The 20,143-nt window shown below is 63.4% G+C and carries 16 protein-coding genes and 2 pseudogenes; 9 read left to right on the top strand and 9 right to left on the bottom strand.

What is annotated here, in order from left to right:
- A partial coding sequence (locus BJG92_RS18335) for an IS256 family transposase (RefSeq protein ID WP_232085403.1) occupies positions 1–840 on the bottom strand: 840 nt, incomplete at its 3' end.
- 670 nt (positions 841–1,510) lie between these two features.
- The gene (locus BJG92_RS18330; RefSeq protein ID WP_232085402.1) at positions 1,511–2,362 is read right to left on the bottom strand and encodes a carbohydrate kinase family protein; all 852 of its coding nucleotides are present in this window, start codon (positions 2,360–2,362) and stop codon (positions 1,511–1,513) included.
- Between the two features lie 716 nt (positions 2,363–3,078).
- On the opposite strand from BJG92_RS18330, the gene BJG92_RS18325 reads away from it, so the two are divergent.
- Positions 3,079–3,711: an HD domain-containing protein gene (locus tag BJG92_RS18325; protein WP_232085401.1), complete on the top strand. Its 633-nt coding sequence runs from the start codon at positions 3,079–3,081 to the stop codon at positions 3,709–3,711.
- 718 nt (positions 3,712–4,429) lie between these two features.
- Here BJG92_RS18325 and BJG92_RS18320 read toward each other — a convergent pair.
- From BJG92_RS18320 to BJG92_RS18310, 3 genes are all read right to left on the bottom strand, one after another.
- On the bottom strand, positions 4,430–4,567 hold the full coding sequence (locus BJG92_RS18320; RefSeq protein WP_232085400.1) for a hypothetical protein: 138 nt from the start codon (positions 4,565–4,567) through the stop codon (positions 4,430–4,432).
- A 151-nt stretch (positions 4,568–4,718) separates the two neighbouring features.
- Positions 4,719–5,102, bottom strand: coding sequence for a tautomerase family protein (locus BJG92_RS18315; RefSeq protein WP_232085399.1), 384 nt, complete (start codon positions 5,100–5,102; stop codon positions 4,719–4,721).
- Between the two features lie 633 nt (positions 5,103–5,735).
- Positions 5,736–6,284, bottom strand: coding sequence for a TetR family transcriptional regulator C-terminal domain-containing protein (locus tag BJG92_RS18310; protein WP_232085398.1), 549 nt, complete (start codon positions 6,282–6,284; stop codon positions 5,736–5,738).
- 433 nt (positions 6,285–6,717) lie between these two features.
- Between BJG92_RS18310 and BJG92_RS18305 the strand changes: the two genes are divergently transcribed.
- Positions 6,718–7,599, top strand: a complete 882-nt coding sequence (locus tag BJG92_RS18305; protein ID WP_232085397.1) for an alpha/beta fold hydrolase — start codon at positions 6,718–6,720, stop codon at positions 7,597–7,599.
- Positions 7,600–8,188: 589 nt separating this feature from the next.
- Here BJG92_RS18305 and BJG92_RS18300 read toward each other — a convergent pair.
- Complete coding sequence (locus BJG92_RS18300) at positions 8,189–8,359, bottom strand: CsbD family protein (protein ID WP_232085396.1); 171 nt, start codon at positions 8,357–8,359, stop codon at positions 8,189–8,191.
- A 284-nt stretch (positions 8,360–8,643) separates the two neighbouring features.
- On the opposite strand from BJG92_RS18300, the pseudogene mscL reads away from it, so the two are divergent.
- From mscL to BJG92_RS18270, 6 genes and pseudogenes are all read left to right on the top strand, one after another.
- A pseudogene (gene mscL / locus BJG92_RS18295) lies at positions 8,644–9,011 on the top strand (large conductance mechanosensitive channel protein MscL).
- 288 nt (positions 9,012–9,299) lie between these two features.
- The gene (locus BJG92_RS18290; protein WP_232085395.1) at positions 9,300–9,503 is read left to right on the top strand and encodes a hypothetical protein; all 204 of its coding nucleotides are present in this window, start codon (positions 9,300–9,302) and stop codon (positions 9,501–9,503) included.
- Positions 9,504–10,073: 570 nt separating this feature from the next.
- Positions 10,074–10,583, top strand: coding sequence for a response regulator transcription factor (locus BJG92_RS18285; RefSeq protein ID WP_232085394.1), 510 nt, complete (start codon positions 10,074–10,076; stop codon positions 10,581–10,583).
- Positions 10,580–10,960, top strand: a complete 381-nt coding sequence (locus BJG92_RS18280) for a response regulator transcription factor (protein WP_232085393.1) — start codon at positions 10,580–10,582, stop codon at positions 10,958–10,960. The genes BJG92_RS18285 and BJG92_RS18280 overlap by 4 nt, the downstream gene beginning before the upstream one ends.
- Positions 10,961–11,340: 380 nt before the next feature.
- The gene (locus BJG92_RS18275) at positions 11,341–11,682 is read left to right on the top strand and encodes a hypothetical protein (protein ID WP_232085392.1); all 342 of its coding nucleotides are present in this window, start codon (positions 11,341–11,343) and stop codon (positions 11,680–11,682) included.
- 442 nt (positions 11,683–12,124) lie between these two features.
- Positions 12,125–13,467: pseudogene (locus BJG92_RS18270) on the top strand (ParB/RepB/Spo0J family partition protein).
- Between the two features lie 681 nt (positions 13,468–14,148).
- Here the strand turns inward: BJG92_RS18270 and BJG92_RS18265 are convergent.
- Both BJG92_RS18265 and BJG92_RS18260 read right to left on the bottom strand, forming a co-directional pair.
- Positions 14,149–15,633: a LamG-like jellyroll fold domain-containing protein gene (locus tag BJG92_RS18265; protein ID WP_232085390.1), complete on the bottom strand. Its 1,485-nt coding sequence runs from the start codon at positions 15,631–15,633 to the stop codon at positions 14,149–14,151.
- Positions 15,634–15,677: 44 nt separating this feature from the next.
- Positions 15,678–16,283: a CalY family protein gene (locus BJG92_RS18260; RefSeq protein WP_232085389.1), complete on the bottom strand. Its 606-nt coding sequence runs from the start codon at positions 16,281–16,283 to the stop codon at positions 15,678–15,680.
- A gap of 246 nt (positions 16,284–16,529) precedes the next feature.
- Between BJG92_RS18260 and BJG92_RS18255 the strand changes: the two genes are divergently transcribed.
- Positions 16,530–17,003, top strand: coding sequence for a MarR family winged helix-turn-helix transcriptional regulator (locus BJG92_RS18255; RefSeq protein ID WP_232085388.1), 474 nt, complete (start codon positions 16,530–16,532; stop codon positions 17,001–17,003).
- Positions 17,004–17,412: 409 nt separating this feature from the next.
- Here BJG92_RS18255 and BJG92_RS18250 read toward each other — a convergent pair whose 3' ends face one another.
- Positions 17,413–19,656 (bottom strand): bifunctional diguanylate cyclase/phosphodiesterase, encoded by a 2,244-nt coding sequence (locus BJG92_RS18250; RefSeq protein WP_232085406.1) that lies wholly within the window; start codon positions 19,654–19,656, stop codon positions 17,413–17,415.
- Positions 19,657–20,143: the final 487 nt, after the last annotated feature.

Below are 20,143 nucleotides of genomic sequence, written 5' to 3'. Positions count from 1 at the left end.
GGCGGTGCGGATGATCGAGGCGACCATGTCCTGGGATCCCTTCGGCACGGTCGAGAGTACGTTTCTCATGAAATGCACCCGGCAACGCTGCCATGCTGCGCCCTGGAACACGGTCCCGATGGCCTTCTTCAGGCCGCTGTGCGCGTCGGAGATCACCAGCTTCACCCCATCCAGGCCGCGGGCCTTCAAGGACCGCAGGTGCGCGGTCCAGAAGCCCTCGTTTTCGCTGTCGCCGACGTCGAATCCGAGGACTTCCCTGCGTCCGTCTGCGGCGACGCCGAAGGCGACCACGATCGCCTGGGACACGACGCGGTGCCCGACGCGGGCCTTGCAGTAGGTCGCGTCCAGGAACACATACGGGTAATCCATGGCCGTGAGGTCCCGGTCCCGGAACGCACCGACTTCGTGGTCCAGGTCCTCGCAGATCCGGGACACCTCGGACTTGGAGATCCCGGTATCGGCCCCGAGCGCCTTGACCAGGTCATCGACCTTGCGGGTGGAGACACCGTGCAGGTAGGCCTCCATCACGACCGCGTAGAGGGCCTGGTCCACGCGGCGGCGGCGTTCGAGCAGGGCCGGGAAGAACGATCCGTTCCGCAGCTTGGGGATTTTCAGGTTCAGGTCCCCGGCGGTGGTCGTCAGCGTCCTGGGCCGGGACCCGTTGCGCTGGGTGGTCCGTGCTTCGGAGCGTTCGAACGGGGCGGCGCCGATGAACGCGGTCGCCTCCGCTTCGATGAGCTGCTGGTACAGGGTTTCGGTCGCGGCACGGATCCGGTCGGAGACATCGGTGAGTTTCAGTTGGCCAAGGAGGTCAAGCAGGGCAGACTGGTCTAGAGCCATCGTGTGTTTGTGTCCTTTGTGAGTTCTTTGATCGGTACTCACTGACCATCGCACGATGGCTCACTACGTCGCCGGAGCAACGCGCAACTGCGGAGATCTACACCATTCCGCGGGACGTAACCGGTCATTGACACACACCGGAGCCCTGTTGAAATGAAGCAGCCATTTCGCCGCGCACCATGCCTGAGGGGGCTTGTGACGCTAGGGTTTTGCCGAGGGGCGCAATGGCCTGTATTTACCGAGTTTGAGGCGGTTCGTGCGCGGCCAGGTGTTTAGTCCGCACAGGCCAGAGCGTCTGCCGTTCGGGCCTGGAATTCAGAGTCAGATGAATGATCTCATCGATCTTCGACTGCGCAATGAACACAGCTTGCAGTCCCGACCGTCACGCACCTGGCCCAGGCGGACCGGACCGTCCTCGGCGAGCCTGCACCGTCGCCAGCTCACCTCGACAACCCGGGCGATCCACCCACTCGAAGGCCCCTCGTAAGACATCGGCACTCCACCTCCCGGTGAGACGCGGTCCGGGACTTCGAGAGCGCCTCCAGCCGCACGCGCTGAGAACCAGAGACCACCGAAGAAAGAGCAACATTCGTAATATGGAGGTTCTCAACTGCGGGTAGGTGGTTCGCGGGTTAGTGGGGGAGGAACGCCCTGCAGCGCTGAGGCGGAATCAACGCCCGAGCACCGGGTGCAGATGCTCACTCTCAATCGCGATGCGGGCCTGCGCCGCAGCTGCCCTGAGGGCACGAGCAACCGGCGCGCCGTGCAGGGTCGCAGCCAGGAAACCGGCCATGAACGCATCGCCGGCACCGTTCGTGTCCACCACTTTGGCGGGAACTGCGTCAACCTCATGCTGCGTCCCGTTCTCTTCGAGCGCGATCGCCCCTGCCGCCCCGCGTGTGCACACTGCCAAGCGAGGGCCCCGCTCTAGACAGGAGCGCATGAGCTCCCAGGGATCGTCCGTCCGGTCGTCATTCATGAACACGGCCTGGGCCGCACGCAGGAATGGCTCATGGAACGCCGACGATCCGTCGTAGTCGTGAAGATCCACCCACAGCGGTGACTGTCGGACTTTTCCGCGTTCCAGCAGGAGAACACCGAGTTCGCTCAGGTCAATCACGGTTAGATCCGCTGCCGCCATCACCGCCGCGGCAGCTTCGAGCGCATCTTCCGGTGGCGTGGAAGGGGTCGAAACATAAAGGGATACGCGGCCGCTCTCGGCCATGAGGTTGACGTGGCGCTCGGTGCGGTCAGATGAAATCGTTTCGACGGTAACGCCGGCCGCGATGAGGGCGCGGCGGACCCGCTCGCCATCGCCGTCCGTCCCAAGAGGCGAGCACAAGCGCACTCCGATGCCGAGATCCGCAAGGTGCAGAGCCTTGCCCGCCGAGGTGCCCCCGACAGTCTGCCAGGAGCGCCGCGCGAACTGCATGTGCGGGACAGGCTCCGGGAGGTGGTCAAGGACGATGAGGTGGTTCCACGAAGCGGGGCCGCAGACAGCGACCGTCGGAGAAACAGACATGGTCCTATCCAAGCATGGTCAGGGACCTGGTTGGCCAGAGACACCTCCCTGACGAGCGCAATTTCCGCGCGGTACCAGCCGAAGCGTTTCCTGCTGAGGCATGCTGGCCGGCGATCTTTCCGCGACGAATCTCACGCGGGCGTCAGCAGCAGGCCTGATTTCCGGTTGTTGACGAGGTGCGCCAGAATTCCCGGAGGGTTAGAAAGCGCCAAGTCCTCCGAACCCTCAGGCCATCCCGGATGTCCCAGCCTGCCCCGGAGCTGGCGGCCCGCTCCCCGCGTAGCTGCTTGACGAGATGTTCACGCTCTTGGTGCTGCAGCTTCAGCCATTCCTCGGGCGGAATATAGTTCACGGAAATGTCCTTTCAAAAGGCCCGAAGGCACTAAATATCGATATGTATCAATATTTAGAGCTTCGCAGATATATCGAAGTTCGTCAATGTGCCTTTGTCCTGCATGAACTTGCGGAGCACTAAAAGGCCTTCACGCGTCGAAGTGGCCACCAGGACGCTCGGGAGCTTGCTCAATGGATAACTCAGTCGTTTCGCCGTCGGAGAGCTAGAAGGCGAAGGCGGTGCGCAGCGGCCCCGGTTCCGGCAGATCGCCAACATTGGATACATACCCCAGGGGAAGGGAATGCGCGGAATGGCAGTATATGGTTGATATATGTCATTTCTGCCGTTTTGATTCAGGCGGCCAATCGTTAGCGTAGGGGACATGACATCTTCAATCGACCTGCCGTCCACCCCGGTCGCCCGCGCGGCATTCGCTGTAGTACAGGCTTCGGAGAGTCCTTCGGTAGCCAATCACAGCATTCGGAGCTTCCTGTTTGCTGAACTTCTCGCGAAGCACGAGGGCGCACAGAACGATGCGGCATATGACCGGGGTCTTCTCTTCGCGGCCTGCATCATGCACGACCTGGGTACCGGCACCAAGGCACCCGGCGAGGAACGGTTCGAGGTGGAGGGCGCCGATCTGGCTGCCGACATCCTAACCCGGCATGGTGTGGCGGCGGGGGACGTTGACCGGGTCTGGGAAGCGATCGCCTTGCACAGTTCACCGGGCATCGCCGAGCGTCGAGGACTTCTCGCCTACCTGACAACGGAGGGGATCGGGATCGACTTTGGCCACAAGGCCGACGTCGTCATGTCACAGGAGCAACGCATCCACGCAGAGTACCCGCGGCTGGACATGGTCAAGTCGCTCACTGACTCGATCGTCACTCACGCCGCCCGTTCGGCCGCCGCCGCGCCGCGCTACTCGCTGCCGGGCGAGCTTGCCCGCGAAAGAAAAGAACAAGGTGTCAGCGCCATTGAATTGGCCGCGTCTTCCTCCGTGTGGGGATGCTGACCGCCAGCAGCGAACGCACGCGGCGAACTTACGGCGTGAAGATCCACTCCTGCTTCGGCTGACAATCGCAGAAACCCGGATCTCCTGGATGATTTTCGATGTGGAGAACCAATAGCAAAACACCCAGGTGAGGTGAATGACCGATGTCCCGAGTTTCCCCTGGCCGCTCATCGGCATGCTGGCCGCCGTGGTAGTCATCGCTGTGGAACCCCAGTCCGTCCACTCCCCAATTTTCATGCAACACAATTGGATATATTGACAAACTTCGATTTATCTGGAAACACCTAAATATCGATGTCTATCGATATTCAGAGCCCTTAGGGTCTTTCGAGAGGACAAACTTCCGTGATCCACATTGCACCCGATGAATGGTTGAAGCTGCACCACCGAGAGCGTGAACATATCGTCAGGCAGCTACATCGCGACCGGGCGGCCACTCCCGGGCCAGGCCGGGACATCCGGGATGGCCGGGGGGTTCTGTGGACTTGTCGATTTCTAACCCTCCGGGAATTCTGGCGCACCTCGTCAACAACCGAAAATCACGTTTGCTGCTAACGCCCGCGTGGGATTCAGCGCCCCGGTCGAGGACCCACTCACGCCTGATCCGCGCTTCCAACGACTGCCGGCCCTGCAAGGACCGGCAGGCCCCAAACAACGAACCTCCACCCACCGGACGTTGCAGAGGACACCATGGCTCTAGCCACGACCCTCCCCGTAGCTAGCTGTCGTCGGAGCCGCCCCCGTCCGCCTCGCCGCCGCAGCGCACCTGCTCGAACGCGGCATCGAACTTCTGATCCCCGAGGCCGGCCCGACGACGGGTGCCGGCCCTCCGGCCGGGGATGAGTGCCCGGGCCACTCTTTGAGGGCGAGTATGACCATGAAGACGATCGTTGCCAGGATGAACCTGGCGGCCGTCAGCTGGAACGGTCCCACAGCCTCCAAGTGGAATCTTCAACCCGGAAACTGACGCCAATTCCGGCCACCCGACGTCACTGCAGAGCGTGTGATCACCGAACGTATTGGGCCTCACCGTTCCCGAAGGACCAATTCTCCTTGGCCACTTCGATAAGGCCTATGAATACGTCTTCTCGGCGCAGGTCAAGGCGCGTGTGCAAATGGTCGGCTATGGCCCGGTACAAGTTCCGTTTCTGTTCCACGGATCGGCCTTGGTTGAGAGTTATCTGGATGAAGACCACGTCATCGGAGCGGCTGATACCCATATAGCTGGGGTCTGCAACCAGGGCGCGTGACTTGTGTTCTTGGATGACCTGAAACCGGTCATTCGTAGGTACTCCCACGACATCAACGAGAGCCCCGTAAACGATATCGCCGATCTCGGCGCGGAACTCGGGGCTCTTGCCCTCCCGTAAGTCGATTCTAACTAGCGGCATTGCTTGTCCTTTGTTATTTATTGGCTTGCGGCAAGGGCTGAACCGGGTTAAGTGACTTGGTTCGCATTGGAAGTGAGGAAACTCAGGGAATCGGGAGGCGCTAACTTTGTTTCTCTATGACGTCCGCATGCTGGCACGCCATCATGCGGTGGCCCCTTACCGCCTCACCGAATGGCTGCCGTGACTGTCAAAAGAAAGAACTGTTCGTGGGCTCCGGCTCCAATTCGGCGCGGTATCCGGACGGGTTCACGAAGACACAGACAAGATGCTCTCCCAGAGCCGGCGCGAGGGCTGCAGCGCTGCGGATCAAGTGCTTTGAAAAGCTTCACCCGGCTCCGGGCACGATAGGTCCGTCCTCAAGTCCTCATGGGCCACGGGAACCTCGGATGAGGCGCGCGGCGGCGACGATGAGCAGGTCAGTTGCAGTCGCCATGGCGTTGGCCATGGCCGTGTAGGTGTCCAACCAAACAGCCATCGCCGGGCCGGCGGTTGGGACGAGGGCTGTGCCGACGGCGAGGGGTGCGGCGAAGGCCGCCGAGTCTCTTGACGGGCGTAGAGGAATCTCAACTTTTTCCTGCCCAGCGGGTTCGCCGCCGGCCATCCACTGGCGGAAGCCCGCTGGAGGTCTGTTGATTACCATTGCCCGTAGATACGGGCCAGCGCGCGTTTGGCCGCGGCGTACGGCTCTGCCGAGCCGGTGAGGAGCGAACGCGCGTTGGCCGCCTCCAGGAATGCCGTCGTCTCAAACACCAGTTGGTTCACGTCCGCCCCAGGGAGCTCTCCGGTGTCGGCTGCGGCCTGGACTTGGGAGGCCAGCAACGAGTGCCATTCCAGAACCGCCTTGGCAACCGCTTCCCGTACCGGGCCGGATTTGGAATCCAACTCCGCGCTGGCGGCCGAGAAGAAACATCCGCCGGTAAAGACCCGGTCGCGGCTGTAGGAAATCCAGGCGTCCAGAAGGACCCGAAGTCGTGACAGGCCGGGTGCGGATTTAAGGGCGGGCGCTACGACCGCGGCGATGAAAACTTCCCGCGCCGCCTCGACCGTCGCGATTTGTAGATGCTCTTTCGAACCGAACAGCACAGCCACCCCGCTCTTGCTAAGCGCTGCACGGGAGGCCAGGCCCCCGATCGAAAGACCCTCGAGCCCCTCGATCGAGGCCATGTTCACGGCCTCATCCATCACAATTTTTCTCGATTTCAGACCCCTTGCCGTTCTGCCATCCATGTTGACCTCTCTTCGTGCACTTAACAACAATTATACTGTACGATCGTCCATATAGTTGGTGACTTGCCATATCGCCCGTTCAGCCTCGCACTGGGTGGACCTGTGAATGCCGGACGCATCGGCGCGATCAAACTCAAGATACTGACGACCATGCAAACAATCCTGACGCTATCGTCGCGGTCGGAGTAGCGGTGGCTGAGATGTTCTTCCATTTTGGCTTCCAGAGCAGTCTCCTTGACGTTTTTCGTCGACCGGTTAAGCAGCCCGTCCGGACGGATCACCCCGATCTCCGGCAATTCTCAGGAGGAACTTAAATGTCTACCCACACGTCGGCTTGCAGTGACTCCCCGCGACGGCGCGCAAAGGAAGACTGGAAGGACCCACAGCTATGACCGGGAGACCCCTGACTGTTCGCTGCGAAGACGGCTACGAACTCCGAGGACACATCTGGGAACCTTGCTCCCTCCACGGGCAACTGTCCGGCCGCACGGTCGTCGTCGTCGTTGGTGCCACCGGAGTTTTAGCCTCGTATTACCACCGCTACGCCTCTTTCCTCGCGGATAACGGTTTTGCCGCCATCACCTTCGATTACCGCGGGATCGGGCAGTCCAGGGAAGCGAACATCAGGAACCTGCAAGCCAGCTGGTACGACTGGGCACTGAAGGACATTGACGCAGTTCTTCATTGGGCCATAGACAACGTCAGTCAAGACCTGCACGTTGTCGGCCACAGCTTTGGCGGATTCGGCGTCGGTCTGGCAAAACACGGCCAACAGGTAAAACGGCTTCTAACCGTCGGCGCCCAACACGCCCACTGGAGGGACTACCGCGCCGGACACCGGCTGCACTATTGGTGGCGTTGGCACCTCCTGATGCCAGCCATAACGCTTTGGCACGGCTACTTCCCCGGCAAGAGTCTCGGATGGCTCGAAGATCTGCCTAAAGGCGTTGCCCTGAACTGGGCGAGAAGCCCTAAAGACTTCTCCGCCGGGGCAGGCCCTATGCGGAAGGTGGTAAAGGAGCATCAGACTTCCTTCACAGCCGCGACCCTTGCCGTTTCCGCAACGGACGATCCGTTCGCATCCGAGAACGCCATCAGACGGGGGCTGAAGCACTATCCGAACAGCCCCGCCATCGTTGTGCAGCTAAAGCCCCACGACCTCAACAGCCCCGGAATCGGTCATTTTGCCCTCTTCCACAGCCGCTTCCAGGGCACATTCTGGCCCGGAACCCTCCAATGGCTTCGCGACGGGACTAATCCCTGGGCCTAAGCACAACAAAAGCTGTACTGTAACGACCATCGTCAATGACTCGTGTTCGGTACTGCGCCAACAGCAGCCTTCTGCAGGGGATGGGTCGATGCCGATTCGGCCTAGCCAGGCGGATGTGTTCCAGCTAACGCAAGACCCGGCCGTCCAATCGGTCAGGATCCTCCGTTGGGACTGCCCCGGCTTTTGTTGACTCGGGGTCTTAGGTCGCTAAGAATGCGGTCCGGTTGATTGTTTCATACTCGATCGGCGTGAGTTCTCCCAGCCGTCGTTGCCGTTGCCGGCGGTGGTAGGTCCCGCCGGAAGCCTGGCGGTGCCCCGTAACCCTGGAAGCAGTGCTCCTGGCCCTGGCGATCACCGGCGGTGTGGGAACGCACCTTGGGTGCGGTTCCCTCGGCAAGGCTGCCTTTCGTGTCTTGATTGGGGGCGCCATAGCCCTCGCGTTCACTTTCCTCGTGGGACTGCTCCTCGGAGCGGCCGGCGTCGGCTGAGCGCTCAAAATTGGTCCCAGGCCAGCCCACGAATTCGCTGCGGGCAGAAAGGGCGCATCTCTGTCTCAGAGTTGCGCCCTTCTTTCGATTTCGGGCAAGGCTTACTTGAAGGTGTCCTTGACCTTTTCGCCAGCCTGCTTCACGTCGCCTTTGGCTTGGTCGGCCTTGCCTTCATTTTTGAGGCTCTCGTCGCCGGTGGCGCTTCCGGCAGCTTCCTTACCTTTGCCGCCAGCCTTCTCGGCAGCGTTCTGAATCTTGTCGCCCAGTCCCATGGTGTTTCTCCTCTGGTTGTTGGCAGCCGATGGATACGGCCATGAGCCTATCCTAAGCATGCTTACCTCCTGAGGTCCAGAAGTCGGTCGGCATGCTGCCCTGCCGCGCTGTTCCGTCGTGCGTTGGTGGGGATCCCCGGCCGCGGGTTGTCCAGCCGAGGGGTAGACGGCCACCAGGAGCAACCAGCCCGCAGCATTCCAGCAACTCCGCTGGAAGATCCTCGGCGTTATCGCCGACCCCCTCCGGTCAATGTATGGCGCGCAAGTCGGTAGGGGTGGGCGTCATGCTGACCGGATTCAAGAACTTCATTCTCAAGGGCAACGTCGTAGACCTTGCCGTCGCAGTCGTCATCGGCGCCGCGTTTGGCGCCGTGGTACTGGCCTTGGTCCACGGTCTGCTGATGCCGTTCATTGGGGCCTGGTGGGGTCACCCAACTTCGACCGCTTCGCCGTCGTCACGTTGAACGGCGATGACACCAAGTTCGGCGTGTTGCTCACGGCGATCGTCAACTTCCTCCTGGTCGCGGATGCCATCTATTTCGTGGTCGCCGTTCCCATGAACCCGGACATGAAGGAAGTGGCGGCCGCGGATCCGCAGATCGTCTTGCTGACCATAATCCGCGACTCACTGCAACAAGAGCGCCGCAACTAGCGCCGTGAAGTGGCCGGTCCTCAATGTGATACTGCCGTTTTTCTATTTGAACATTGAGGGGCTGAAGGTCAAGTCGAGGGATGATCTCCTTGTGGGGCGCCTTCTTCGGTGCAAATTGGATCCCGGATATCGCTGTTTTCTTGGTGGCGCTGCGATAGCGTATCCGGCAAGGCGCTGGGACGTATCCCCGTGTCGGTGCATTCCCCTTCCGGCTTATGCGGGTGCTGGAGCGGGTGTGCTGTTCTTACGCATCGATAAAAGGACCTGACCACGGCTGTTTCGATTGAATTGGGCAAAGCACTCGACAAGGCGTTGGAGAACGCGACCCTGGACGAAGTTCTGGCTGTACCGCCCTCAGCTCTTGCCGGGCTCACCGAAAAGCACGATGAACTGCTCGCTTGCATGGGTATTAACAACATCCGCGATCTGGGAAGCAACAAATACTTCGCTACCGCCGGCGTGCTCGTAGCGCTGTCCGGGAAAGTCGGATAACCGCACGCTACTGCAGACCGGCAAGGCAGTAGAAAGGTCCGACCGGCCCAGACCGGTCGGACCTTTTGCTTTCTTTGCCTCGGCCAGGTCTGGTTAGCCTCCAATGTCGGCGTTCCGATTGAGAGCTAAGCGAACAGGCACCCAGCATGATTGCCAAGGTTCATGCGGTCAAGGAGTGATGGCTCCCCGGGCGGAGACATCTCGTGCCTCCTTCGCGGTATTCGGAGTCTTTTGGGGCACCTGGGGCGCGTCGGTTCCGAGCGTCAGATCCCGGCTGAACGTCCTCTGGGCCATGCTCCGCGACGGCACCACCTACACCCCAGTCCCGGCGGAGGCACCACCACTGGCCGCCTGACGATTCGACCTCGTTGGTCGGCCGGGCCCCGGGGCATGCCGTGGTCCGCGGCTTAGGGCATTGATTCCCGGAAGCTATTAGCTCTATCGTGGGGGTGCCTTGTCTGTGCGTGAACGCGCGCTGGCGGGGAGAGCCGGGTGGGGTCCGGCGGGGTCGACATCAACCATTCAGTGCCAGCGCCCTCGGGTCTCAGAGGGCGAAGGAATGGAACAGAAATGATGGCTGACCCGGAAATCCCCCCGGCGCACCTTCTGACCGGCCGGAGCGTGTATCTGCTGGACGACCACGAGGTCGTGAGGCGGGGACTGCGCCACCTGTTGGAATTGGAGGTTTTGAGCATCGCCGGAGAATCATGGTCCGCCCGCGAAGCAGTCCGCCGGATCCCTGCCCTTCGCCCGGATCTGGTCATCCTGGACGATGATCTTCCCGACGGTTCGGGTGTCGAGGTGTGCCGGGCCCTCGCCGCGGCCGGCTCAACCACCATGTGCGTGCTGATGATCGGGGATGCCGACGAAGCGGTGCTGATCGAGTTTATCCTGGCCGGCGCGTGGGGGTGCCTGTCCAAACAGGATGACAGCAGCGAACAGCTCCGGCTCATCCGTCGCGCACTGGCCGGGCACAGCGCGTACTGCGGCCGGTTCCAGTCGGTGCTCCTGGCCCCGGTTCCCCGGCTCAGGCCAAAACGTCCGGAAGAGAAACTCCTGACGCTCACGCGACGGAAATGAATACTGCCATCGGCCTCGGAAAAGGGCTGACGAACCGCCAGATCAGCCATGAGATGTTTCTGGCGGAAAGGACGGTAAAGGGCATCGTCTCCTCCGTGCTGACGAAACTCGGCATGACGAGCAGGACCCAGGCCGCCGTGTTCATCGCCCGAGCGCTAAATCACCATGAAAACCCCGCGGACGGTGGCTACCGGAGCAGTCCGTTCCCGGATCTGATCGCCGAAGTCATTGCAGCACTTCTGAACTGCACCAGCGAGGCCCGCACCGCACCTCCCACGGACGCCGAACGGGCAGAGGCCGCCCGGCGGCTTGCCGACGCGCTTGTCGCAACCCGGACCGGGCTGACGAGCCGCCGCCCGCAGCTAAGCCGGGATTAGGAGCCCGAGCCCGGCAAGGCCTCTCCGACACTCCCGGCCACGAAGTCCTCCCGGATGATCCCAACACAGCAAACCGGGCCTCGCTGCGCTCGGACAGCACAAGCATCTTTCTTTTCCTTTTTTTGCTGCTGTCCGTTGGATCCTACGTGCCCGCTCCACCGGCGCAACCGTCCTGCGGACGGCAGCGCACCGAATGCATTGGGTCGGCGCTGCGCTTATTTCCTCACCCATCCCATCCGCTGCTTGCCCTTCGGGTTGCCCCGGCTCCGTCGGGCACAGCTACGCGATGCTCCGCCAGCAGGCAAAAAACCTGGTGGGGGAGAGGGAATCCGGTACTTCCGGGCGCTCGCTCCGCCCGAGCGAAACGGAGCAATCACCTCATGACCACAGCAACCAGGACCCCCATGGCCACCGCCGACACCGCCGACACCGCGGAACGGGTCACTGCCCCGGTCCTTCCCGCCGATGACCGGGCAGGGGACGGGTACGACTGGACGGACACCCTCGAGGGCACCGCCTGGTCGGTGCTGCCCAACAGGGCCAGCGAGGGCTGGGACGCCGGATCCTGGCCCAACATCATCTTCGCCGTCGCCCGCACCCGCGACAGGGCTGGGGAACTGTTCGGCTACGGAACCTGTGTCGAAGGCGACACCTCCACTCACTGGTTCCGCTCCCAGGACGCCTGCTTCGAAGCGATCACCGCCGAGGTCTTCTTCCACTAGGCCTCCGGCCAGTCCGACGGACCGGAGAACCTCCCCGCCACAGCCGCCGAACTCCCGGACCGGGACCGCAGGCCGTATCCGGGCTGGACCAGCTAAAAGCCCCGTCGGGTGTCCCGGCCATAACCGGCCGGGAAACCCCGGGCGCACTGCCAATATCCGTTGACAACATCATTGAGATTCCTTCGGATTCTAGGCGTCCGCTCCACCCCGTCTAGCCCCTCCTTCGTCGGGGTCTGCGGTGCAGGACATGTCCCTCCGGCGCTCATGCGTCGCTGATTCCCTCCAGGAATTTCCGGCCCCTTGCCCTGCGGGTAGACAGGGCTCCGTCGGCCGCCGAGCAAGCGAGCTTGCCAGCAACCAAAAAACAACGGGGGGAGAGGGAAAGTTGGCCGGTCACCTAAGCCGCCCCACCCACCGGAATCCTCTGCAAAGGAGCAACACCATGAACACCACACCCACCCTCGAAATGCTCGACCCGGCCACCCTGACCGTGGACATCAACGTCCGCAAAGACGCCGCCCTGACACCCGATTTCATTGCCAGCATCAAAGAGCACGGCGTGATGGAACCCGTCATCGCCCACCGCAAGGACGACGGGACGGTGCACGTCCTGATGGGCCAGCGCCGCACCCGCGCCGGCGTCGAAGCCGGGCGCACCAGCATCCCGGTAATGATCATCGAGTCCCCCGAGGAAGCCGAACGGATCGTGACCCAGGTCGTGGAGAACATCCAGCGCGCCGAACTGACCGAAGCGGACGAAGCCGACGCCTACCACCAGCTGTCCCTGATCGGCCTCTCAGCCGCCGCGATCGCCAAGAAAACCGGACGCACCAAGACCACCGTGGAAGGAGCCTTGAAAGCCAAATCCTCGAACGCCGGATCCGCCGCCCTGGGCAAGGGATACACGATTGATCAAGCGCTCGTCATGGCCGAATTTGAAGGGAACCAGGACGCCACGGAGGAGTTGGAGTCCGTCATCGCGGACGAACCCGATCAGCTCCTGCACGTCGCGCAGATGCTCCGGGACCGCCGCGACCGCGCCGCCGCCCTCGCCGCACTCATCGCCGGACTCGAGGCGGAGGGTAAGACCATCGTCGAGGAAGCCGGGCACTACGCCAACGAAGAGAACCTGTACGTCTCGGCCGCGAAGCGGGCCGACGGGGAACCGGCCACCGACGAGGACGCCAACGCGTACCTGATCAGCACCGACTACCGGGGCCGGCACAAAGCCAACCCCGTCATCACCGGCTGGAAGGACCTGGGCTTCACCCCGAAGTACGAACGCTACGACGGCGGCACCCAGGCCCAGAAAGGCCCGATGACCGAGGAACAGAAAGCCGAGCGGAAGACCCTGATAGCCAATATCCGCGAGATGGAGAGCGCGACGAAGGTCAGGCGTGAATTTGTGAAGACCCTGCTGTCGCGGAAGACCGCGCCGAAGGGCTGGCAGTACTTCACCGTCCACGCCATCACCCACGACCCCGAAACCGCCAGCGGTTACGACGGCAAGGTCGCCACCGAGATGATCGGGGCCAAGACCGGGGAGGACACCGACCGGTGGGGCTGGAACCTGCTGCGGGACCACACCGCCAAAACCACCGCACGCCCCGGGTTCTCCCTCATCGCCCTGATCTGCGCAGGGTATGAAAAGACCATCCAGAAAGACTCATGGAGGAGCGCCGAGAAGCGGCACTTCCACCACCTGAGCCAGCTCACCGCATGGGGTTACACCCCAGCGCCGTGGAGCAGATCATCATCGACAAGCACACTACCGACACCGAGTAACGTAGAAGTGAGCCGGGCGGCTGACCCCCAATGCAGCCGCCCGGTTCACTCACCCATTAGGGCCAGGAACCTCCCGGACGTCGGGCGGTCCGCCGCCCAGGACGAATCACAGCAGCCACTCACCAGCGACGGACCGCGATCAACCGCGACCAAGCAGCCGGCCAGCCACCACCCGCGGGACCAGGAACAACGAGGTACCAGCCCGCGGCGGCATCACAAACCGTTCAGCTAAGCTGAACCACATATTTCCTTTGCAGAGGGAAAACCAGGAAGGCCGGCACCCATGTGCCGGCCTTTCCTAATGCCCGCGCTTGCTCCAAAACCGCCGCACCGCCTCGCCTACAGGATGCATCAGGATCTGATCCAAGCCGTCACGGCGGACGTGGATGGAATTGGCATACCCGGACGATACGGCGGACTGTGGAAATGGAGGTGTATTCGGGCCGATATGCCAGCTGGCACATTCGGCCGGAAGGACCCCGCCGCGCCCCTGAGCGATTCTGATGCGCTGCCTATGGGCCGACCCAGGAGGTCATCGTGACTGCTCTCGATGAGCGTATGACCGGCCACCGCGCTTGGTATAGGCACGACACCGCGGGAAGGCGGACCGGCAGCCTGCGCAGCGCGGTGCGGTCCAGGGCAGTGCTGCCCACGTCCTTTCGCGTCTGTCCGGCCCACGGCCTATGGGGCGCCGGCCTGGTAGTGCGCCAGGAGCTGCGCCGGGGTGAGTGCAACGGTGTTGTATGCGGCGATGTTGTCCATTTGGCCGTTGAATGCGGAGGTGCCCGCCCCGGGCCAGGCGGCCAGGGTGCCGTCGCCGAAGCGCCACCACCCGGTGTAGCCGCTCCGGGCTGTGGTGACACCGGCCGCGGAGGCCACGGAGGTGCCGTCGACGTAGAGTTTCATCCCGGCGGAGGACAGTGTCACGGCCGCGTGGTGCCAGCTGCCGTTGTTGTAGGCGGCGGGGGAGGTGATGGTCTGCATTGAACCACCGGGAGCGACTCCGAAGACGAGTTTGCCGTCGGCGCGCATGTACAGGTTGCGGTCGTTCGTGCCGGTGGCGCCGGTCTGGGAGTCCTGGAATCCGCCGAGTTTCCCTCCCTGGCTGGAAGTGGTCTTGAACCACATTTCGTAGCTGAACACGGTAGGCCCGGCCTTGGCAGTTCCGGAGGTGGAAATGTACCGGGCGCCGGCGAGGTCTGCGCTTTTGCCGGCGTCGCCACTGCAGGGAACGGCGGTGCTCAGGGCCGAGGTCGTCCGGAACGCGCCGTTGGTGGCGTTGCCGGAGCTGTCGGTGACTGCCGTGGCCGGTGTCGGGGAGTCATTGAAGGCAAAGAACAAGGATGGGGAATTGGCAGTGACGGCCGCGGTGCAGCTGAAGAATGGGCGGGACGCAAATGTGTTGGCCGGATTGGAGCTTGAGCCGGAGAAGGTCGCATGGGAGACCGGTGCCGCCAGCATCGTCGCGCCAGCCAGGCCCGCGGATACGGAAAGAACCACCATCACGGCCGCAGGGTGCCCGCCCGGCAGCATTCGGTTCTTCGCGCCTGACCTGGGACGACCTCCGGTCTTTGTGTCTTTCCGGCGTCTTCCCTGGACGAGCGTCCTGTCCAGCCAGGTCAGGGCGAGGGCCCCGGTCAGCGCCCCCGCGAAGGCTGCCAGCATGGGCCACTGGCCGTTGCCGATCCAGACGATCGGCAGCCCGGCCGCCGGTACCCGCAGGTAGCCCACGCCACGCACGGCCGATGGCCACACGCTCGAAGAGTCATCTGCGGCGTTGGCATCTCCACGCAACACCAGTGAACCGTCCGGATCCACTGCTGCGATGCGGTGCAGGCGCAGCCGGCCGGCATGGTCGGGATCTTCCGCCAGCACCACCCGCCCCGTGGTCAGGTTCTCGTTCCCCACAGGCTTGACGACCACCACATCACCAACGGCGATGGCGGGCTCCATGGAACCGCTGACCACGGTCGTGGACTGCCAGCCAATAACGGCTGGGAGGGCCGCCCACGCCGCCGTGGTCACGACAAACATCACCAGCGCCCGCCCTACCGTGGCACCGATAATGCGCAGCCAGCCTTGGGTGGCGGGGGGGCCTTCCGGCAGTGCCGGCTTGCCCGCCGCCGCGGCTTTGTCCGCACCGGGTGCGTGCTGTGTCGGCAACATGAAAGGGCTCCTGCAGGGTGACGGGCGGCGGTGAGCGGCCGGGTCTAGCTCTGGGCCTCCCAGGTGAAGCCGATCGAGGCGGTGTCACCCTGGTACGGGTTGTCGGCCGCGGTGGAGCCGGCCGAGGCGAAGGTCCAGTCAATCTTGTACGTCCGGGACCCGCCGGCCGGCAGCGCGAAGGAATCGGCGCCCGTCGCATAGTTCGTCGACGCCGCGGCGAAGGCGGTGAGGGACGCGGTCGGAACTGCCACCGAACCGGCCGTGAACCCGGTGCAGGCCCCATTGGCCGGAGCCGCACCCGCGAAGCTGCCACTGGTGACGGTGACGTTAATGCGGTCACCGAGGCTCTTGGTGCCCTTGCTGTAGGTCGCAGCATAGAGCTTCAGGGTGCTGGCCACGGTGGCCGTGGTGGAGACGGTGATGCACTTGGTTCCTGCGTCGCCGGGTTTGATGTTGGTGGCATTGAACAGTGCCGTACCGGCGTCGTTCGTCAGTGCCAGGGTGCCGGAGGCCCAGTTGTTGCCGGGATTGTTGGTCGTTGCACTGAACGCGGAGTACGACGCCTGGGACACAAGCAGGCCGCTCACCAGCAGGGCTGCAGGCAGACTGGCCCATTTTGCGATGCGCGCTGCGCGGTATGAGGGACCCATAGTGACTCCTAGAAGTAGAAAACCGACCGAGACGGAAACCGGACCTAACCCGCTGTCGCAGGTTCGAAGATTAGACTATCATTTTTCGCTTGATAGTCAAGCTGTATGATATAGGTGCTACATGCTCGTCAAGTTATAGTCCCAGAAGCCTGCGCCAGCGCTCCCGGTCGCCTCATAGGTATACGACTTGCTAAGTGTGCTTATATAATGGAGTAACTTTGAAATCAAGATACAAGGAGTTCGGTCATGACCAGCGATCCGGCTGACTACGCGGCTTTTGTTTCGTTGTGGCGTCAGCTTCAGCTCACGAGCGGGAGCCTGAGGGCCAGCCTCGCCAAGGAGCTCGGCATCAGCATGGCAGAGCTCAACGCCCTGTCCCACGCCGCCGACCACGACGGTTTGACCCCCAAGAAGCTGGCCGATCTGATGGACCTCACCACCGGTTCAATGACCACCATGATTGACCGGCTCCAACGGGCCGGGCTGCTGGTGCGCCAGCCGCACCCCACCGACCGCCGCAGCCTCCTGCTGGCGCTCACACCCGGCGGCAAGCAAGCCGTGAAATGGGTCAACGGACTGTATCTGGATGCCGCGGCCGCCGCGTTCAAGGCATGCCCCCGCAGCGATCTTGGCGTACAAATGGAATTCCTTGAAGCGCTGGTGAAATCACTCGACGCCTCAGCGCAGCTGCAAGCCCACGCCTCTGCCTCCGCCGGCTGAGCACAGCATCGGACAACCCCACCCGAGAAATAGCGAAGGGATTATCCTCCGGCATCGCTGGACGACGCCGGAGGCGCGACCTTTCCGGCGCTAGGCCGACTTCCAGGCCACGCGGTCCCGTCCGAGCCGTTTAGCCCGGTACAGGGCCGAGTCCGCTCGGCCAGCAGCAGGGAAACGCTGTCTCCAGCCAGCCATGGCGGCCCGCCCAATGAACGGGTGACGCCCACGTGCGCGGCGGCCACCCGGGGCCGCTCGCCATCCGCGGCGGTCTTTTCCACCGGGATCCTGGACCTGCATCCGCGGCTTCATCCGGCGGGTGCCGCCAGGCGCACGTCTGCCTGAAGGGCAGCCGCAGCCGATGCAGTCACCAGTGACGGGCTCAAGACGTTACAGTTTGGGTGCTGGGGTCCTACGCCCGTGCCGTTGAGGGCTTGTGGATTAGTTGTTCCTGCAGGTTGTGGCTCGGCGATGGCGTGCGCTGTTGGGCCAGCCAGGTTTGCAGTTCCTGGAACGCCATGGGCCGGGCGTGGTAATAGCCTTGTACGCTGTCCACGCCGATGGTGGTCATGAGCTCATTGTGGGCGGCGGTTTCCACACCTTCGGCTACAGTTCTCAGGTCAAGTTCCCTGCCCAACCGGGTGACGGCACTGACCACGCCGCGCCTGACCGCATCCGTGGTCGCTCCCTGGACGAGTGATGCGTCGAGTTTCAGGATCCCTAACGGCACGGTGCACAGCGTGCTCAGGGATGAATAGCCGGTACCGAAGTCATCGACGGCGATGGTGATGCCGAGTCCCGCGAGGTCTTCCAGCCGCCGTATCGCGTCCGGACAGCTCAGCGCGGCGGTCTCGGTGAGCTCAAGGACCAGGGTGGCGGGTGAAGTTTCGGTCTCCGTCAGGCAGTCCTTGACCTTCGTCACGAAGTCGTCCTGATCAAGCTCAATGGCGGAGGCGTTGACGTGGACGGCCAGTTGTTCCTCCGGGCAGGTTGCCCGGAGGCTGGCGGCATCGATGCAGGCCTGGCGGAGAACGAAGGCCCCGATGGCCGAGATCGTCCCGGTCCGCTCCGCGACGCCAATGAACTCGACGGGGCCGAGCAAGCCCCGTTCGGGATGCTGCCAGCGGACCAGGGCCTCGATCGCGGTGACCTTGCGGTCCGGTACCGAGAGGATGGGCTGGTAGTGCACCCGGAGCTGCCCGAGGTCCGCCGCCGCCGCTACCTGGCTCTCCAGGGATAGTCGGGGCTGCTCGGTCTGGAGAAGTCCCGGTTCGAAAAGCTGCACCCGGCCCTTCCCGTGCGCTTTAGCGGCATACATTGCCACATCGGCCTGGTGGACCAGTGTTTCCATGTCCTGTCCGTGCCCCGAAGCGGCTACACCAATGCTCGCCCCGACCCGGACTGTTCCCTGCGGGAGCCTGAAGGGCCGGGCGATGGAGTCCACGAGCCGCTGGGCGATGTCCACCGCCTCCGCATCCGTGACGTCGTAGAAGACGATAGCGAATTCGTCCCCCCCGAGCCGGGCGCAGTCATCCCCGGGCCGTGTTCCCGCCCGGAGCCTGGCGGCCACGGTGATCAGGAGTTCATCCCCGGCTCGATGGCCCCACCCGTCATTGACGTCCTTGAAGTCGTCAAGGTCCAGGAACAGGATGTGCATGTGCCCGGTAGCGGCCGCCGGGTGCAGGCCGGCAGTGACGTTGCTGAGAAAGGACGCCCGATTATCCAGCCCGGTCAGCGCATCAAAACGGGCCTGGACGGCGAGTTCCCGGTGCGCGGTGCTGTTGCGCAACGCCAGCGAAACCTGGTTCGCGAGCCCGCGGACACACGATTCGGCCTGACGGAGGACCCCCTGGGCCCCGCCCATCAGAACCCAGACGTCCTCACCAGGGGACTCCATGGACATCGCCGTCCATTCCAGGACCGCGCCCGCGGCCGCATCCAAAGGGCCCGTCACCGTCAGCCTGACGACGGAGCCCTCCGCCCCCGCCTGAACGGCCCCGCCCTCGAGAATCTCCGGAAGCCCGCGGAACTCCCCGACGGCACCCGCCAGCCGCAGATCCCGGCCCTCCCGGACGGCTTTTATCAGCCGGAGCCCCGGACTTGCCGCGGCAATGGCCCGCCCCGCGGTCCAGGCAGCCGACCGGATAGCATCCGGATCGATAGTGCCCAGCATCTGGGTGCCGGCAGCCGAGAGCGCCCGGTCACGCTCCAGACCCTGCTCCCGGGCGAGAAGACCACGTCCGAGATGGTGCCCGATGAAGGCGGTCAGGAACATGGTCGGAAGTGACCCCACTACCGCAAAACCGGGAGCAGGCGCCGCACCGCCGGATCCGCCGGGCGACAACAGCACAGTCGCCAGGATCGCCGAGGAGAACATGCCGCAACGCAGCATGCCCTGCCGTGTGGTTCCGTACATCGACCGGAACCACACGGCAGCAAAAATGGTAGACATCACCATCCCCTGATCCGGCAGCACCAGGCCCAGCACAATGAAGCCCACCGCATCAAGGGCATCCAGACCCAAGGGTGCCCGCCGCGCAAGGAAACCCCGGACCCACGAAAACACCAACGACGCGGCGGCGGCAACACCAATCAACAGCGCCCATCCACGCGCCGTTCCCAGCAGCGGCGGGAGGATCAGCAACAGAGAAATCATCACGAGGGTCAGGTAGAGCCACCGCGTTCCCTCAACAATCCCGCCCGGGCGCTTGAAAAGCCCGAACCTACCGGCCCGCTTCAGACCGCCGCGCACTTCCCCAACCAACGTCATTGTTCCCCCGTGCGTTACAGAACCCTGAGCGGTTCTCGTGCGACCAGACCAGTCACTCTGCAGGGCGAGAGGGCACAGCCCCCTCCCCGCAATGCATGAGCCCGGCGTACCGGGAAAGCGACCCCCGCCACATGCGCTGACGAGACCAAACTACAGCTCTCGCAGCGTCGTAGGGCTCATTTGAGAACCGCTCGCGGAAAACAGAGTTACACCGGCACGGTATAGTCCCCGCCGAGACCCCCGCTTCCGCCACTTTCAACGCGCGCCGGCAGATTGGGTCGAACAAGTTCTGGCCTCCCAGACAGTCCCCGCGCCGTCAAGCCAATCCCGGATGCAGGGCTCCTCTTACGCCCCGGCGGTCCTTTGGCCCTGG

Source organism: Arthrobacter sp. SO5, from assembly GCF_020532805.1.
In the GTDB taxonomy this organism is placed as follows: Bacteria; Actinomycetota; Actinomycetes; order Actinomycetales; family Micrococcaceae; genus Arthrobacter.
The sequence above is the reverse complement of the archived record's forward strand: the minus strand, read 5'-3'. Positions and strand labels throughout refer to the sequence as shown.

Coding starts and splice junctions, on each gene's coding strand:
- BJG92_RS18330 (WP_232085402.1), bottom strand. CDS start 2,362: ATGTCTGTTTCTCCGACGGTCGCTGTCTGCGGCCCCGCTTCGTGGAAC.
- BJG92_RS18325 (WP_232085401.1), top strand. CDS start 3,079: ATGACATCTTCAATCGACCTGCCGTCCACCCCGGTCGCCCGCGCGGCA.
- BJG92_RS18315 (WP_232085399.1), bottom strand. CDS start 5,102: ATGCCGCTAGTTAGAATCGACTTACGGGAGGGCAAGAGCCCCGAGTTC.
- BJG92_RS18310 (WP_232085398.1), bottom strand. CDS start 6,284: ATGGATGAGGCCGTGAACATGGCCTCGATCGAGGGGCTCGAGGGTCTT.
- BJG92_RS18305 (WP_232085397.1), top strand. CDS start 6,718: ATGACCGGGAGACCCCTGACTGTTCGCTGCGAAGACGGCTACGAACTC.
- BJG92_RS18300 (WP_232085396.1), bottom strand. CDS start 8,359: ATGGGACTGGGCGACAAGATTCAGAACGCTGCCGAGAAGGCTGGCGGC.
- BJG92_RS18285 (WP_232085394.1), top strand. CDS start 10,074: ATGATGGCTGACCCGGAAATCCCCCCGGCGCACCTTCTGACCGGCCGG.
- BJG92_RS18280 (WP_232085393.1), top strand. CDS start 10,580: ATGAATACTGCCATCGGCCTCGGAAAAGGGCTGACGAACCGCCAGATC.
- BJG92_RS18275 (WP_232085392.1), top strand. CDS start 11,341: ATGACCACAGCAACCAGGACCCCCATGGCCACCGCCGACACCGCCGAC.
- BJG92_RS18265 (WP_232085390.1), bottom strand. CDS start 15,633: ATGTTGCCGACACAGCACGCACCCGGTGCGGACAAAGCCGCGGCGGCG.
- BJG92_RS18260 (WP_232085389.1), bottom strand. CDS start 16,283: ATGGGTCCCTCATACCGCGCAGCGCGCATCGCAAAATGGGCCAGTCTG.
- BJG92_RS18255 (WP_232085388.1), top strand. CDS start 16,530: ATGACCAGCGATCCGGCTGACTACGCGGCTTTTGTTTCGTTGTGGCGT.
- BJG92_RS18250 (WP_232085406.1), bottom strand. CDS start 19,656: ATGATTTCTCTGTTGCTGATCCTCCCGCCGCTGCTGGGAACGGCGCGT.